The following is a 15,603-nucleotide window of genomic DNA, read 5'->3' as shown; positions in this document are numbered from 1 at the left end:
AGACTAGAAAACTAGTGATTTAGATAAATCCTCTTGTAGTCCTAAGACTACTGCGATGATTTCCTAAAATCATACGTTTTCTTTAACGTCTTCGTAACTTAATTAAACTCATTAAATATTCACAGCGTTTCGGTTTATTTTCTTGTTACTATTTCTATATGTACTTTCATACATAAAGGAATGTTTGATAGATATTCAATTTTCAATGGACAAGTTTAGGATAGGAACGACGGTCGCTTCTACAGAAGTTAGTCGTGAATTCAACTTCACTGTTATTCAGTTTTGTAGGATTTCTATCCTAATGGAGCCTAGCGGGATCGAACCGCTGACCTCCTGCGTGCAAAGCAGGCGCTCTCCCAGCTGAGCTAAGGCCCCGTACACTTTATGTGTCTTGGGTAGGTTTTTAACAAAACCTCTCAAAATTAAAGAAGACTAACGTACAGGTTCCTTATCCTTAGAAAGGAGGTGATCCAGCCGCACCTTCCGATACGGCTACCTTGTTACGACTTCACCCCAATCATCTATCCCACCTTAGGCGGCTGGCTCCAAATGGTTACCTCACCGACTTCGGGTGTTACAAACTCTCGTGGTGTGACGGGCGGTGTGTACAAGGCCCGGGAACGTATTCACCGCGGCGTGCTGATCCGCGATTACTAGCGATTCCGACTTCATGTAGGCGAGTTGCAGCCTACAATCCGAACTGAGACTGGCTTTAAGAGATTAGCTTGCCGTCACCGACTTGCGACTCGTTGTACCAGCCATTGTAGCACGTGTGTAGCCCAGGTCATAAGGGGCATGATGATTTGACGTCATCCCCACCTTCCTCCGGTTTATTACCGGCAGTCTCGCTAGAGTGCCCAACTTAATGATGGCAACTAACAATAGGGGTTGCGCTCGTTGCGGGACTTAACCCAACATCTCACGACACGAGCTGACGACAACCATGCACCACCTGTCACCAGTGTTCCGAAGAAAAATCCTATCTCTAGGACGGTCACTGGGATGTCAAGACCTGGTAAGGTTCTTCGCGTTGCTTCGAATTAAACCACATGCTCCACCGCTTGTGCGGGCCCCCGTCAATTCCTTTGAGTTTCAACCTTGCGGTCGTACTCCCCAGGCGGAGTGCTTAATGCGTTAGCTGCGGCACTGAGTCCCGGAAAGGACCCAACACCTAGCACTCATCGTTTACGGCGTGGACTACCAGGGTATCTAATCCTGTTCGCTCCCCACGCTTTCGAGCCTCAGCGTCAGTTACAGACCAGAGAGCCGCTTTCGCCACCGGTGTTCCTCCATATATCTACGCATTTCACCGCTACACATGGAATTCCACTCTCCCCTTCTGCACTCAAGTTTGACAGTTTCCAAAGCGTACTATGGTTAAGCCACAGCCTTTTACTTCAGACTTATCAAACCGCCTGCGCTCGCTTTACGCCCAATAAATCCGGACAACGCTCGGGACCTACGTATTACCGCGGCTGCTGGCACGTAGTTAGCCGTCCCTTTCTGGTAAGATACCGTCAAGTGAGAAACTTTCCACTCTTCTCACAGTTCTTCTCTTACAACAGAGCTTTACGATCCGAAAACCTTCTTCACTCACGCGGCGTTGCTCGGTCAGGGTTGCCCCCATTGCCGAAGATTCCCTACTGCTGCCTCCCGTAGGAGTCTGGGCCGTGTCTCAGTCCCAGTGTGGCCGATCACCCTCTCAGGTCGGCTATGTATCGTTGCCTTGGTGGGCCATTACCCCACCAACTAGCTAATACAACGCAGGTCCATCTCATAGTGAAGCAGTTGCTCCTTTCAAGCATCTACCATGCGGTAAATACTGTTATGCGGTATTAGCTATCGTTTCCAATAGTTATCCCCCGCTATGAGGCAGGTTACCTACGCGTTACTCACCCGTTCGCAACTCATCCGGAAGAAGCAAGCTCCCTCCTTCAGCGTTCTACTTGCATGTATTAGGCACGCCGCCAGCGTTCGTCCTGAGCCAGGATCAAACTCTCATTAAAATTAGTTTGTCCGACTAAGCACTCTGGCTTATCCGTTTATTGTTTTTTTATCATTGACGATTTATATTACTATAAATCACCCTGCACGTTTGGTTCGTCTTCTTTAATTTTCAAAGGTCTTGTCGTCTATCGCGACAACTATATCAGTATATCACATCCACGATTTCCTGTCAACTACTTTTTGAAACTTTTTTTCGTTTCTCCTGCATCAACAGTCCCGCGCGAGACAACTTCATTATTCTATCATCTATTACTATTACTGTCAATAACTTTTTTTCAAAAATTTTTATTTTTTTCATCGGCTAGGTTCTAAAAGCCTGATCAGCAAATGCTTCAAATGATAGCTTGATTATTCTATCAGCTAAAGGGTCAATTGTCAATAAAGAAAATTGGGTTTTAAGCAAAAAAGAAGACCAAGGGTCTTCTCGTGAATGTAGCTGTTCATCAGCCTACTACAATTGACAGAGACAAAAAAGACGCCTGAAGGCGTCCTGGCTAGCAATTATGCATTGCCACCGTTTTTCTTAATGATTTCATCTTGTACAGATTTTGGTACATCTTCGTAATGGTCAAATACCATCATGAAGGTACCACGACCTTGAGTTGCTGAACGAAGAACAGTTGCGTAACCGAACATTTCAGCAAGTGGCACATAAGCACGAACGATTTGTGTGTTACCACGAGCTTCCATACCGTCAACGCGACCACGACGTGCAGTAACGTGACCCATAACGTCACCAAGGTTATCTTCTGGTGCAGTGATCGTTACAAGCATCATTGGCTCAAGGATAGTTGGTTGAGCTGATTTAGCTGCTTCTTTAAGGGCAAGAGATGCTGCTACTTTGAAGGCAGTTTCAGATGAGTCGACATCGTGGTATGAACCATCGTAAAGCTTCGCTTTAACGTCAACGATTGGATAACCAGCAAGAACACCGTTCGCCATAGATTCTACGAGACCTTTTTCAACCGCTGGGATGAATTCACGTGGAACCACACCACCGACGATAGCGTTCTCGAACTCGAAACCTTTACCTTCTTCGTTTGGTGTGAATTCGATCCAAACGTCACCGAATTGACCTTTACCACCAGATTGGCGTTTGAAGAAACCACGAGCTTGTGTAGAAGCGCGGAATGTTTCACGGTAAGATACTTGAGGAGCACCTACGTTTGCTTCAACTTTGAATTCACGACGCATACGGTCAACAAGGACATCCAAGTGCAACTCACCCATACCTGAGATAACTGTTTCACCAGTTTCAACGTTTGTTTCAACTCGGAATGTTGGATCTTCTTCAGCCAATTTAGAAAGGGCGATACCCATCTTGTCTTGGTCAGCTTTAGATTTAGGCTCAACCATCAATTGGATAACTGGTTCTGGAACGTGGATAGACTCAAGGATGATTTTTGCTTTTTCATCTGTCAATGAGTCACCTGTTGTAGTATCTTTCAAACCAACTGCAGCGGCGATATCACCTGAGTAAACTACGTCGATTTCTTGACGGCTGTTTGCGTGCATTTGAAGGATACGTCCGATACGCTCACGCTTCCCTTTAGAAGTGTTCAATACGTAAGAACCTGAGTTCAAGACACCTGAGTACACACGGAAGAATGTCAAACGACCTACGAATGGGTCAGTCATGATCTTGAAGGCAAGGGCCGCAAATGGCTCTTCATCAGAAGCATGGCGCTCTTCTTCAGCATCAGTATCTGGGTTTACGCCCTTGATTGCAGGGATGTCAAGTGGGCTTGGAAGGTAGTCAATAACCGCGTCAAGCATCAATTGAACACCTTTGTTCTTGAAGGCAGAGCCACACAATACTGGGAAGAATTCAACGTTGATAGTCGCTTTACGGATAGCAGCTTTCAATTCTTCGTTTGTGATTTCTTCACCTTCAAGGTATTTCATCATCAATTCTTCATCAGTTTCAGCTACTGCTTCAACCAATTTTTCACGGTATTCTTGTGCCATTTCAAGCATGTCAGCTGGAATATCTTCTTCAAGAATATCTGTACCAAGGTCGTTAGTATAGATTTCAGCCTTCATCTTGATCAAGTCAATGATTCCACGGAACTCATCTTCAGATCCGATTGGCAATTGGATTGGATGAGCATTTGCTTGAAGACGCTCATGAAGTGTGCTTACTGAGTAAAGGAAGTCTGCACCGATTTTATCCATTTTGTTAGCGAATACGATACGTGGAACACCGTATTCAGTTGCTTGGCGCCATACTGTTTCAGTTTGTGGCTCAACACCTGATTGTGAGTCAAGAACGGTAACCGCACCATCAAGAACGCGAAGTGAACGTTGTACTTCGATTGTGAAGTCCACGTGTCCTGGTGTGTCGATGATGTTTACGCGGTGATCGTTCCATTGAGCGGTTGTCGCAGCAGATGTGATTGTGATACCACGCTCTTGCTCTTGCTCCATCCAGTCCATTTGTGATGCACCTTCGTGAGTTTCACCAATTTTGTGGATTTTACCAGTGTAGTAAAGAATACGCTCAGTCGTCGTTGTTTTACCAGCGTCAACGTGCGCCATGATACCGATATTACGAGTTTTTTCTAGTGAAAATTCGCGTGCCATGAGGTTTGTTCTCCTATATTTTTAGATTTCTATTTTGATTATACCATATTTTAAGAAAAGCGAGTGGGCTAATCCCACCCGCTTGGTTTCTTAATTCTGGTGTGAAGTGGATGAGGCAAGCCTCAATCCGATTTGTGATGGTTTAGTTGAATTTTAGCTACAAATGTCTGCCAAAAAGATAAAATCTCCTAGAAACTGAAGTTTCTTCGTCGCTTTTCCTATTTTGGCTAGCATTTGCTTAACGCTAAAATATCCTGTCTTACCAGCGGAAGTGTGCGAATGCGCGGTTCGCCTCTGCCATTTTGTGGGTGTCTTCACGTTTCTTAACTGCCGCACCAGTGTTGTTTGCAGCATCCAAGATTTCTTTCGCAAGACGGTCTACCATAGTGTGCTCACCACGGTTACGAGCGATTGTTACCAACCAACGAAGACCAAGTGTTGTACGACGCTCTGGACGAACTTCAACTGGGACTTGGTAGTTAGAACCACCGACACGACGTGCACGTACTTCAAGTACAGGCATGATGTTTTCCATTGCTGTTTCAAATACTTCAAGTGCATCATTGCCAGTTGCTTCTTTGATTTGATCAAAGGCACCGTATACGATTGATGCAGCAGTACCACGTTTACCGTCCAACATAACACGGTTAATCAAACGAGTTACCAATTTTGAGTTATACAATGGATCTGGCAATACTTCGCGCTTAGGCGCTTGATTTTTACGACTCATTTATATTTCCCCCTTCTTAGCCTTTTGGACGTTTAGTACCGTATTTAGAACGGCCTTGCTTACGATCGTTTACACCAGCAGTATCAAGTGCACCACGAACGATATGGTAACGTACCCCTGGAAGGTCTTTTACACGTCCACCACGAAGAAGAACCACACTGTGTTCTTGCAAGTTGTGACCGATACCTGGGATGTAAGCAGTAACTTCGATAAGGTTGCTCAAACGTACACGAGCAAATTTACGAAGGGCTGAGTTAGGTTTTTTAGGTGTCATTGTTCCGACACGAGTTGCAACACCGCGTTTTTGTGGTGATGAAACGTTTGTTTGAACTTTTTTACGGCTGTTGTAACCAACGTTCAAAGCTGGTGATTTAGATTTTTCTACTTTAGACTTACGTGGTTTACGTACCAACTGGTTAATTGTAGGCATCTACATTCTCCTGTATATATTTTTTATTTTTGGTGATAGGGCATTGGTGACAACCCCTATCTGTGTGTACTTTTGCAACATTTGTCAGCACGTCCCTGTACACTCTTGAGAGACCAAAAGTAAAAAGTACCGTTTAGTATAATACCATAGATGAGTAACCGTGTCAAATAGATATGCTTTATTTTTTCTTGTCCAAAGCGACAAAAACAGCCAACAAAAGTTAGCTGTTCAAAACTTCTACCAAATAATCACACGGTCTTCTTTTGCACGCCACATGCCGTCGCCTTCTTGAACGCCAAAGGTTTCATGGAATTCGTCGAAGTTTGGCAACTGGATGTTGGTGCGCAGATGACCTGGCGCATGGACATCCACACTTGCCAACATCTGCATGAACTCAGGACGGGCCTTCATTCGCCAGATACGAGCAAAGTTGGTGAAGAATTCCTCAGCGGAGAAGTCTTCTTCTGACTTGGCTGCTTCCAAGGCCGCTGCAATCCCACCAAGGTCGGCAATGTTTTCTGACACGGTCAATTTCCCGTTAACCTTGGCACCATAAGAATCCTGACCTTCAAACTGATCGATGACCTGCTGGGTCCGGGATTCAAAGGCTGCATAGTCTTCCTCTGTCCACCAGTTGTTAAGGCTACCATGCTCATCGAAGGAAGCACCGTTTGAGTCAAAGGCATGGGAAATCTCGTGGGCAATGACAGCACCAATACCGCCGTAGTTAGCTGATGAAGACTGCTCCAGCGAGTAGAATGGCGCCTGCAAAATGGCTGCTGGAAAGACAATCAAGTTTTTCTGTGGATTGTAGTAGGCGTTGACCATATGAGCTGGCATGCCCCATTCCTTCATGTCCACAGGCTTGTTCCACTTGCTCCAACCATGAGCAATGTCAATCTTGTTTAGTTCGATAGCATTTTCCACCAAGGACTTGCTTGGGTCAACAATCTTCTTATAATAACGCTCTGGCAAGGCATCTGGGTAACCAATGTAAGGCTTGATAACATTGAGTTTGACAATGGCTTTGTCACGCGTTTCCTGAGCCAACCAGTCTGCCGTTTCCAAACGAGATTTGTAGACCTCAATCATCTTGGCAACTTTGGCTTCCACATCGGCCTTGGCTTCTGGTGAGAATTTTTCTCCAGCATACCAAAGACCGAGGGCTTGGTTAAAGTAACCTTGTGCCAGATTGTAGGCTGCTTTTTCTTGGTTTTGAGCCTGCGGTGTACCAGAAAGGGCACGGCTATAGGCTCCTGCTAGAATACGAATTTCATCCGACAGAAAGGCTGTATAGGCGCCAGCCGCTTTCAAAATCAAGGTCGCCTTCAAAAGTTCCCAGTTATCCGCACTGTAAATGTCCTTGGCAGCCTGCCAGAAGCGTTCCTCAGGCACGATAATCTTGTCTGGCGTTTGCCCTAAAATAGCTGTAAAAAAAGCATCCAACGGCAACTCTGGTGCCAAGGCAGTAAAATCTGCCCATTCGTAGGGGTGGTAAAGTTTGGCGTACTCAGAACCCTCTTCATTTGACAGAACATACTTGGCAATCGTGGCATCTAGTTCCAAACGCTTGTCCAAGAGATCCTTGATTTCCTCATCACTGAAACCGAACTTAGGCAGGAGGGCTTCCTGGCTTTCTCTCCAGATTCTCAGCAATTCAACTCCTTTTTCATTACCTTCAGCATAATAGGTCGTATCTGGTAGAATGATGCCTAGCGAGTCCGCCCAGAGGACATTGATGGTCGCATCCATGAAGTCTGGTGCAACACCAAAAGGCATAAGATTGGGTTTGCCGGCCAGCTCAAATTCCGCCAATTTGCTGGTAAATTCTTCGAAAGAGGCAAGATTTTTGTACTCTTCAATCAGGGCCTTAGCTGGCTCTGCGCCCAAGCGGTCACGGGTTTCATAGTCAGCCACTTGCTTGTGGAAGGCTACAAAGTTTTGCAAAACGCTATCTTCTGGGACATTTTCCCCAGCCAACCATGCGTTTGTCGTGTCAATCATGAGTTTTTCAATATCATCCGCCAGGTCTGAAAAACCTCCAGTTCTTGGCTTATCGTCTGGAATCACAGCTGTTTTTGCCCATTCGCCATTGACGTATTCGTAAAAATCATCTTGTAAACGTGTCATTATTTTCTCCTTTGCTTGTGTGATTACTTACTATAATAACAAAAAAGTCTGACAATTTCATTTGTCAAACTAAATTTTTAGGGTATTTTTTAGGAAAAAGCTGACGCAGACTGTCAGAAGGCCCATGACCGAACAGGTCCCAGACATGGTCAGGTCAAGCCAGCTGGCAAGACCAAAGCCTAGAACAATAATCAGAATGGCGCAGCATTGCCCCAAAACTAAAAACTGACAGAAATGCTTCGACCAAGGTAAGGCTGCCATACTGGGTGCTAGCAAGAAAACAATGACCGCCATAGAGCCAACCGCTTCAAAGGACGAGACCGTTGTCAAGGAAACCAGAAAAATCAATCCCAACTCCAGTCTTTTGGTGGCAATCCCTTGGAGTTTTGCCTGCTCCTTGTCCAAGAGATAGAGGGGCAAAGCTCGAAAATTCAAGGAAAAGAAGCCCAGTAAGACTAACAAGAGTCCGACAGACTTGACCAAGGCCAAGGGTAGCGATAGACCAAAGAGGTCCAACCTATTAAGTGGGGCAAAGAGCACCTCGCCCATCAAGACCATATCCAAGTCCAGATGGACATTACGGGCAAAGAGGGAGATGAGAATAACAGCTAGGGCAAAGAAAAAGGTAAAGAGCAAGCCCGTCGCCGCATCCTGAGCCAACTTGCGACTGTGTAGTCCCTCAATAGCTAGAATTGTCAGTAGACCAAAAAACGCCGCCCCAAGCAAGAGCAGGGGGGAATCTAGGCTGTGACTGACAAAGAAGCCCAGTACAATCCCCAAGAGGACCGAGTGGGACAAGGCATCTGCCAGCATGGCCTGGTTGCGCACCACCAAGACAGACCCAATCAAGCCACAAGAAGAACCAGCAGCCAGTAAAATCAACAAGACCTCAAGCACCTGCATTCTCCTTTCTGATATAGGTCACATAAGCAAAAGCCACTAAAGAGGACAAACTCAAGCAAACAATAATAGCCGGTCCAGTCGATAAACCCGTCACCACCGAACTCACATAACTTCCAAGTAGGGCTGAAAATCCAGCAATTCCCGCTGCTAATACCAAGGTCTGGCCATAGGACTTTCCTAGAAGCAAGCCAAAGACAGCCGGTGCTATCAAGAAACTACTCATCAGGATAGCCCCAACCACCTTCAAGCCAACCGCAATCAAACTCATCATCAGAAACAAGGTCATACGGTCAATCTTTTCCACAGGAATCCCCACTAGCTTGGCAAACTGTTTATCAAACAGATAGAGCTTGAGCGACTGGTAGTGCCAGCCAAATAGGAACAAGGCCAGCAAGGCTACCAAGCAAATAAGCAGGACATCGTCCAGCTGCATAAAGGCAGCCTGACCAAAAACATAGTTTTCCAAGCCTGCCTGGGCAGCTCCTTGAAAGGCGGTATTGCCCTGAACATACTGCTTGAGAACCAAACCTAGTCCAAAAAAAGCCGCTGAAACCAGTGCCAAGGCATTGACCCGACTGGTCCGCCCTCCTCGACAGAGCCAGCTGACCAGAACATAGGACAGGTAACCCGAAGCCACCGCTCCAATCAAGAGGAGCAGGGGTTGGCGTGACTGAAAGACCATATAGGACAGAATAATACCTGGATAGGCCGCATGCCCCAAACTATCCCCGATTAAACTCTGCCTGGTCAAGACGCTAATGGTCCCGATTTGACTAGCCGCCAAGGCTAAAACAAGAGTTCCCAGAGCTACCGTCCAAAATGAATAGTCCTGCAAGAGATCAAGCATGATCGAGCCCCTCCTTTAGAAATAAGGCAGGTTCCTGACCATAGGCAGCCTGATAGGCTTGCAGCAAATCCACCTGATCCATAGGACCCTCTGCCACCAAGCGACCATTGAGCCAGAGGACATAGTCAAAATACTTTTCCAAGGTCAAAAGGTCATGGTGGATGACCAGGGAGGTCTTACCTTCTTGCTGGAACTTCTTCAAACAGTCCATGATGACTTGCTCTGTCACCTGATCAATCCCAGCCAAGGGCTCATCCATCATGTAGAGTTCAGCTTCCTGAGCCAAGGCCCTAGCAAGAAAGACTCGTTGCCGTTGACCTCCCGATAGCTGGTCAATCTGCCGATTGCGTAAATCGCTGATCTTCATCTCTTCCAGAGCCTGCTCTGCCTTTTCCTTATCCAAGGAACTTGGTCGGCGGAAGAAACCGCTGGTATGGGCAAACCGCCCCATCAGGACAATATCCAAAACCCTTGCAGGAAACTGCCAGTTGACCTGGCTGGCTTGGGGAATATAGGCAACATTTTTTTGAATAACTTGGTCCAGTTTCTCTGACTGACCCAGTAGCGAAACCTTGCCACTTACCCCCTTCTCCAATCCCAAAATCGCCTTAAACAAGCTCGATTTCCCTGCACCATTTGGTCCGACCAGGGCTGCACGACAAGCCTTGGGCAGTTGAAAACTGACCTGATCTAGAGCCTTGACCTGTCCTGCACCATAGTGCAAGGACAAGTCCTCCACTCTCAGAATTTCTTCCATTCTTCCAACCTTTCTTACTGCAAATGCTCCACAATTAACTGGATATTGTGCTTGTACATATCGATAAATGTTGCTCCCTTTTGCCCTTCTGGTGCTAAGGAATCTGAGAATAACTCTTTTCCTTCACCGCTTACAATCGCTACTTGACCACCCTTGGCCTTGACAGCTTCCTGCAATTTTTCCATGCGTTCTGGACTGGTTGTTGACTCGGTAAAGATAGCCTTGATCCCATGTTCTAAAATCATATTGACCGTTTCAATCATATCGCTGTTGGCAACTTCAGACTCGGTGCTAATGCCCTGCGGTGCATAAAGAGTAAAGTCATAGCTGGCTGCGAAGTAGTTAAAGGCATCATGTGGGGTAACTAGGTAACGGCTCTCAGCAGGCAAGACACTCAACTCTTTTTCAATCCAAGTGTGCAAGTAATCCAACTGAGCTAGGTAGCTTTCCGTATTTTTCTGAATCAGCTCTGCTTTTTCCGGAAGAAGTTTTTGCAACTCCTCAGAAGCTACCGCTACCGCTGATTTATAGAGGGGAATGGAAAACCAGAAGTGAGGGTCCACAGTCTGCTGGCCATCCTCATCCATGGTAGTCAAATCCGACTGGGCAAAGTTCTTAGACACTGCTACACCCGTCTTTTCCAGGACCTCCACCATCTTGCCCTCAAAGTGCAAACCATGGTAGAGAACTAAATCTGCCTGCTGCAACTTGGACAGGTCGCTGGTCTTGGCAACATAGAGGTGCGGGTCTTCCCCCGCTGGAATTAGTAGATCCCGCTCCACCTCATCTCCTGCCAGCTGATAGACCATATCGCTGAGGAAAGAGGTCGTGACTGCCACTCGTGGCTTGCTGGAAGCCTCTGGGCTTTGCGTTGAACGACAGGCTCCTAGTCCGATAAGGGACAATAGCAGAGCCAAACTGAAAATCAGTTTTTTCATGATGGGTTCTCCTTATATTTTTGTTAGGTGTGCTTAATTTTAGTTTTATTATATATTAAAAAAAATCTTTCTGTCAATAACTTTTATAAAATTTTGGTATACTATTCTTAACTAGAAAGTGAGAGAATATGACACCAAACAAAGAAGATTACCTGAAAGTCATCTATGAACTAGGACAGGCAGAACAAAAAATCACTAATAAGCAGATTGCTGAAAAGATGAATTTTTCCGCTCCAGCCGTTTCCGAAATGCTAAAAAAATTGGTCACGGAAGAGCTGATTGAAAAAGATAAATCAGCAGGTTACCTCCTCAGCCAAGCTGCCTTGGAAATGGTAGCCAACCTCTACCGCAAGCATCGCCTGATAGAAGTCTTTTTAGTTGAACAGCTGGGCTATTCCCCTGAGCAAGTCCATGAAGAAGCTGAAATTTTAGAACACACCGTTTCAGACCATTTTATCAACCAACTGGACAAACTGTTGGGCTATCCCCAAACCTGCCCACACGGTGGCAGTATTCCTAAAGAAAACCAGTTGCTTGTGGAACGCTACCAGACCCGGCTGTCCCAACTGACCGAAACCGGCAGCTACCAACTGGTTCGTATCCATGATTTCTACCAACTTCTCCAATACCTGGAACAACATGAGTTAACTGTTGGCGATCAACTACTTGTGACAGCCTTCGACCAGTTTGCCCAGACCATCACCATCCAATACAAGGACAAAGAACTGGCTATTCCTACAGCCATCGCCCAAGAATTATTCGTAGAAAAAACCAATCGCCCAGCCTAATAAGCTGAGCGATTATTTTTTCTTCCAATTGCGGAAAATGGAACTGGCTGCCAAAATCAGTTGCCCACATACATACACTGACCCAAGTAGGAAACCTATATAAAAACAGCCAATAGAAAGTGAGGGTTATAGGTTAAAGGCTGCAAGACAAACATGAGAATCCCTACCAACCCCCACCGCATGCCCCAGGTCATCTTTCTCTGGATAATCCACTCCAGACTATCTTCTCCAACTGAACTTCTGCTTTCCAGATACTCTTGATTAAGATCTTGAAAAAATTTTCTCATGTCCTTGATTACCTCATCCTAACTTCAAAGCACAAACTACCACTTTGCGACAACATTATTATAGCACATTTTATTCAAGTAGCCAATACTGCCAAAAAACCAGCCTACTTGGGCTGGTCTTCTTGTAGTCGCTCTTTAAGGCGGCGACGGTATAAAATCTGCGAAGGAATGAAATAGAGAAAACTAGCCAGAATAATCCAGCGATTGTCCAGACTACTATAGAAAATCACCAAAATCAGGATAAAAGCAAGGGTCAGATAAAAGAAATGATTGGTCAGTAGTTTTTTCATGGGACACTCCACCTTTCTTTATTTTAGTATATCAAAACAGACACAAAAAGTATAGAGGTCTAGCGATTTTTGGTATCTAACACAATGGTCACCGGACCATCATTGACTAAGCTGACCGCCATGTCCGCCCCAAAAACGCCCACTTCAACCGGCACAAAGGCCGACAAGGCCTGGTTAAAGGCATCATAGAGTTGGCTGGCTAGGGCAGGAGCTGCCGCTCCTGTAAAGGCAGGGCGATTACCTTTTTTTGTATCCGCAAAGAGAGTAAATTGGGAAATGGATAAAATCTTGCCCGCCACATCTTGGACAGATTTATTCATCTTGCCTGCCTCATCTGAAAAAATCCGCATGTTGACAATTTTACGAACAGCATAGTCCAGGTCTTCCTGGCTGTCATCTGGCCCCACACCGACTAGGAGCAAAAGTCCCTGGTCAATCTGGCCATGAACCGTTCCCTCGATGGTCACACTGGCCTGCGTCACGCGCTGTATAATCACTTTCATCTATCCATTGGTCCTTTTCACTGAGTAAACTTCTGGTACCGACTTGATCTTGTCCACCAGACTGGTCAAGGTTGCCAGGTTGGAAATGCCGAAGGAGACATGAATGGTCGCAAACTTCATATCCTTGGTTGGCTGGGCATTGACCGAGGAAATGTTCTTGCTAGCATTGGTCAAGACCTTGAGGACATCGTTGAGCAGACCAGAGCGATTGAGCCCATAAATGTCGATATTGGCCATGTATTCCTTGGTTGAATTATCATCCTCTTCCCAACCGACATCAATCAGTCGTTGCTCCACATTTTCCTGGCTCTTGAGGTTCATACAATCCACCCGGTGGACAGCTACCCCACGCCCCTTGGTAATGTAGCCGACAATCTCATCACCAGGTACCGGATTACAGCACTTGGCAATCCGGATGAGGAGACCGGATGCCCCCTCGATAACCACACCACCCTCGTGACGGATTTTGAGACTGTCTTTCTTATTATCATGCTTGACTTCGCCACCGTTGACCAATTCGTCCGCGACAGCCTTGGCTTTGGCGCGCTCAGCCTCCTTACGCTCTTTCTCCGTCAGGCGATTGAAAACAGAGATAGCCGAAACCTCACCGAAACCAACTGCGGCAAAGAGGGCCTCATCCGTCTTGTAGCTGGCCTTCTGCAAAACGGCATCCATGTGCTTTCTGTCCAAATATTGATTTGGAGCGTAGCCATTTTCCAACAGCAAGGCCTGAATCATCTCTCGACCCTTGGAAACAGACAGTTCCTTGTCTTGGTTTTTGAAGAACTGCTTGATCCGGTTACGAGCCTTGTGGGTCTTGACGATGTTGACCCAATCACGACTTGGTCCGAAGGAATTGGCCGAGGTGATGATTTCCACCTGGTCGCCTGTCTTGAGCTTGGTAGTCAGTGGCACCATGCGACCATTGACCTTGGCTCCGGTTGCACGCTCGCCGACCTTGGTATGAATCTCATAGGCAAAGTCAATGGGAACGGAGTCTTTAGGCAATTCACGAACGGCACCGTCGGGAGTGAAAACGTAAATCCGCTCAGTAAAAATATCATCTTTCACAGAGTCCACAAAGGTCTGGGCATCTCCGCCAGCTCCCTCCTGCAGCTCAATCAGGTTGTTAATCCAGCGCAATTCTTTTTCAGAAGCCTTGGCAGTACCACCACGCTTGTAGGCCCAGTGGGCCGCAACCCCGTACTCCGCCACCTGGTGCATTTCCATGGTCCGAATCTGGAACTCGATAGGGCCTTTTGGTCCGTAAACTGTGGTGTGGATGGACTGGTAGCCATTGGCCTTGGGGCTGGCAATGTAGTCCTTGAACCGACCTGGCATTGGTTTCCAGAGTTCATGAATGTAGCCCAGCATGGCATAAACATCGCTCGGCGTGTCCATAATGCAGCGAATGGCCGTCAAGTCGTAGAGCTCGTCAAACCGCTTTTTCTTGTCGTGCATCTTGCGGTAAATAGAGTAAATATGCTTTGGCCGGCCATAAATCTGCCCGTGAAGGTGGCGCTCCTCCGTGTACTCACGCAGTTTGTCCACTACTTCTGTGACCAGAGCCTCCCTCTCCCGACGTTTCTCTCGCATCATGTGGGTAATCTTATAGAACTCCACTTCATTGAGGTATCGGAAGGACATATCCTCCAGCTCCCATTTGACAGAGGAAATCCCCAGACGGTGGGCAAGAGGAGCATAGATTTCCATTGTTTCACGTGAAATCCGCTCCCGCTTGTCTGGTCGGAGATGCTTGAGGGTCCGCATATTATGAAGGCGGTCAGCCAGTTTGACCAGGATAACCCGCATATCCTGAGACATGGCAATCAGCATATTGCGGTGGTTTTCAGCCAACTGCTCTTCATGGGACTTGTATTCTACCTTGCCCAGCTTGGTCACACCGCCGACGATGTGACGAACCTCAGGGCCAAATTCTGCCTCCATCTGGTCCAGGGTAATGTCTGTATCCTCCACCACATCATGCAAAAAACCGCAGGCAACCGTTACCGCATCCAGCTTCAGACCTGCCAAGATACCTGCCACCTGTATAGGATGGAGAATGTAGGGCTCACCGGACTTACGAAACTGTGTTTTATGGGCCTCGGTCGCATAGTCCAAAGCTTTTTTGACAAAAGCAACATCCTCTTCTGGCAAATAAGTGGCTGTTAGGGCAACGACTTCCTCTCCTGTATAATTGACTTCTTTCATTTACTTCTCTCCCTAGCTATTTCCTATTATTTTACCATTTTCATAGGAAAAGAGGAAGAAATCAGATACATTCCTAGTTGTCCGCTACAAATGAACGAATTATTTTCTTAATTAAAAAGTTAATGTTTGTTTATCAAGCGGTTACATAGTTGTTTTGTTCTTATTTTTTAATCCATTGTTCCTAAAACGGTTGAAAAAA

At 46.4% G+C, this 15,603-nt stretch carries 12 protein-coding genes, 1 tRNA gene, 1 rRNA gene and 1 pseudogene; 1 reads left to right on the top strand and 14 read right to left on the bottom strand.

Translation table 11 applies throughout. The features are described from left to right. Positions 1 to 302: 302 nt before the first annotated feature. The 10 genes from AB1F57_RS00560 to AB1F57_RS00515 all read right to left on the bottom strand — a co-directional run bounded on the left by AB1F57_RS00560 (position 303) and on the right by AB1F57_RS00515 (position 11,325). Positions 303 to 375, bottom strand: a tRNA-Ala gene (locus AB1F57_RS00560). An 83-nt stretch (positions 376 to 458) separates the two neighbouring features. Beyond that, positions 459 to 2,006 (bottom strand): 16S ribosomal RNA (locus AB1F57_RS00555). 502 nt (positions 2,007 to 2,508) lie between these two features. Beyond that, positions 2,509 to 4,590, bottom strand: a complete 2,082-nt coding sequence (fusA, locus tag AB1F57_RS00550) for an elongation factor G (protein ID WP_318830847.1) — start codon at positions 4,588 to 4,590, stop codon at positions 2,509 to 2,511. Positions 4,591 to 4,849: 259 nt separating this feature from the next. Further along, a complete protein-coding gene (gene rpsG, locus AB1F57_RS00545; RefSeq protein WP_105128342.1) occupies positions 4,850 to 5,320 on the bottom strand; it encodes a 30S ribosomal protein S7 in 471 nt (156 codons plus the stop codon). 16 nt (positions 5,321 to 5,336) lie between these two features. Next, positions 5,337 to 5,750 carry a 30S ribosomal protein S12 gene (gene rpsL, locus AB1F57_RS00540; protein ID WP_002940030.1) on the bottom strand — a complete coding sequence of 138 codons (414 nt, stop codon included), beginning with the start codon at positions 5,748 to 5,750 and terminating at the stop codon, positions 5,337 to 5,339. Positions 5,751 to 5,987: 237 nt separating this feature from the next. Next, positions 5,988 to 7,880, bottom strand: a complete 1,893-nt coding sequence (locus AB1F57_RS00535; protein ID WP_167785985.1) for a M13-type metalloendopeptidase — start codon at positions 7,878 to 7,880, stop codon at positions 5,988 to 5,990. A gap of 69 nt (positions 7,881 to 7,949) precedes the next feature. Further along, the gene (locus AB1F57_RS00530; protein ID WP_167785986.1) at positions 7,950 to 8,777 is read right to left on the bottom strand and encodes a metal ABC transporter permease; all 828 of its coding nucleotides are present in this window, start codon (positions 8,775 to 8,777) and stop codon (positions 7,950 to 7,952) included. Further along, positions 8,770 to 9,630 (bottom strand): metal ABC transporter permease, encoded by an 861-nt coding sequence (locus AB1F57_RS00525; RefSeq protein WP_167785987.1) that lies wholly within the window; start codon positions 9,628 to 9,630, stop codon positions 8,770 to 8,772. The genes AB1F57_RS00530 and AB1F57_RS00525 overlap by 8 nt, the downstream gene beginning before the upstream one ends. Continuing rightward, the gene (locus tag AB1F57_RS00520; protein WP_167785988.1) at positions 9,623 to 10,387 is read right to left on the bottom strand and encodes a metal ABC transporter ATP-binding protein; all 765 of its coding nucleotides are present in this window, start codon (positions 10,385 to 10,387) and stop codon (positions 9,623 to 9,625) included. The genes AB1F57_RS00525 and AB1F57_RS00520 overlap by 8 nt, the downstream gene beginning before the upstream one ends. 14 nt (positions 10,388 to 10,401) lie before the next feature. Beyond that, positions 10,402 to 11,325 carry a metal ABC transporter solute-binding protein, Zn/Mn family gene (locus AB1F57_RS00515; RefSeq protein ID WP_105138335.1) on the bottom strand — a complete coding sequence of 308 codons (924 nt, stop codon included), beginning with the start codon at positions 11,323 to 11,325 and terminating at the stop codon, positions 10,402 to 10,404. Positions 11,326 to 11,453: 128 nt separating this feature from the next. On the opposite strand from AB1F57_RS00515, the gene AB1F57_RS00510 reads away from it, so the two are divergent. Next, on the top strand, positions 11,454 to 12,113 hold the full coding sequence (locus AB1F57_RS00510; RefSeq protein WP_105138334.1) for a metal-dependent transcriptional regulator: 660 nt from the start codon (positions 11,454 to 11,456) through the stop codon (positions 12,111 to 12,113). A gap of 12 nt (positions 12,114 to 12,125) precedes the next feature. Here AB1F57_RS00510 and AB1F57_RS00505 read toward each other — a convergent pair. The 4 genes and pseudogenes from AB1F57_RS00505 to AB1F57_RS00490 all read right to left on the bottom strand — a co-directional run bounded on the left by AB1F57_RS00505 (position 12,126) and on the right by AB1F57_RS00490 (position 15,404). After that, a pseudogene (locus AB1F57_RS00505) lies at positions 12,126 to 12,400 on the bottom strand (hypothetical protein). 104 nt (positions 12,401 to 12,504) lie between these two features. Continuing rightward, positions 12,505 to 12,690 carry a hypothetical protein gene (locus tag AB1F57_RS00500; protein ID WP_367985898.1) on the bottom strand — a complete coding sequence of 62 codons (186 nt, stop codon included), beginning with the start codon at positions 12,688 to 12,690 and terminating at the stop codon, positions 12,505 to 12,507. A 59-nt stretch (positions 12,691 to 12,749) separates the two neighbouring features. Beyond that, the gene (dtd, locus tag AB1F57_RS00495) at positions 12,750 to 13,193 is read right to left on the bottom strand and encodes a D-aminoacyl-tRNA deacylase (protein WP_105138331.1); all 444 of its coding nucleotides are present in this window, start codon (positions 13,191 to 13,193) and stop codon (positions 12,750 to 12,752) included. Continuing rightward, complete coding sequence (locus AB1F57_RS00490; RefSeq protein ID WP_367985897.1) at positions 13,194 to 15,404, bottom strand: bifunctional (p)ppGpp synthetase/guanosine-3',5'-bis(diphosphate) 3'-pyrophosphohydrolase; 2,211 nt, start codon at positions 15,402 to 15,404, stop codon at positions 13,194 to 13,196. Positions 15,405 to 15,603 lie beyond the last annotated feature (199 nt).

It is taken from the genome of Streptococcus nasisuis (genome assembly GCF_040836615.1).
Classification (GTDB): Bacteria; Bacillota; Bacilli; order Lactobacillales; family Streptococcaceae; genus Streptococcus; species Streptococcus suis_V.
The sequence above is the reverse complement of the archived record's forward strand: the minus strand, read 5'-3'. Positions and strand labels throughout refer to the sequence as shown.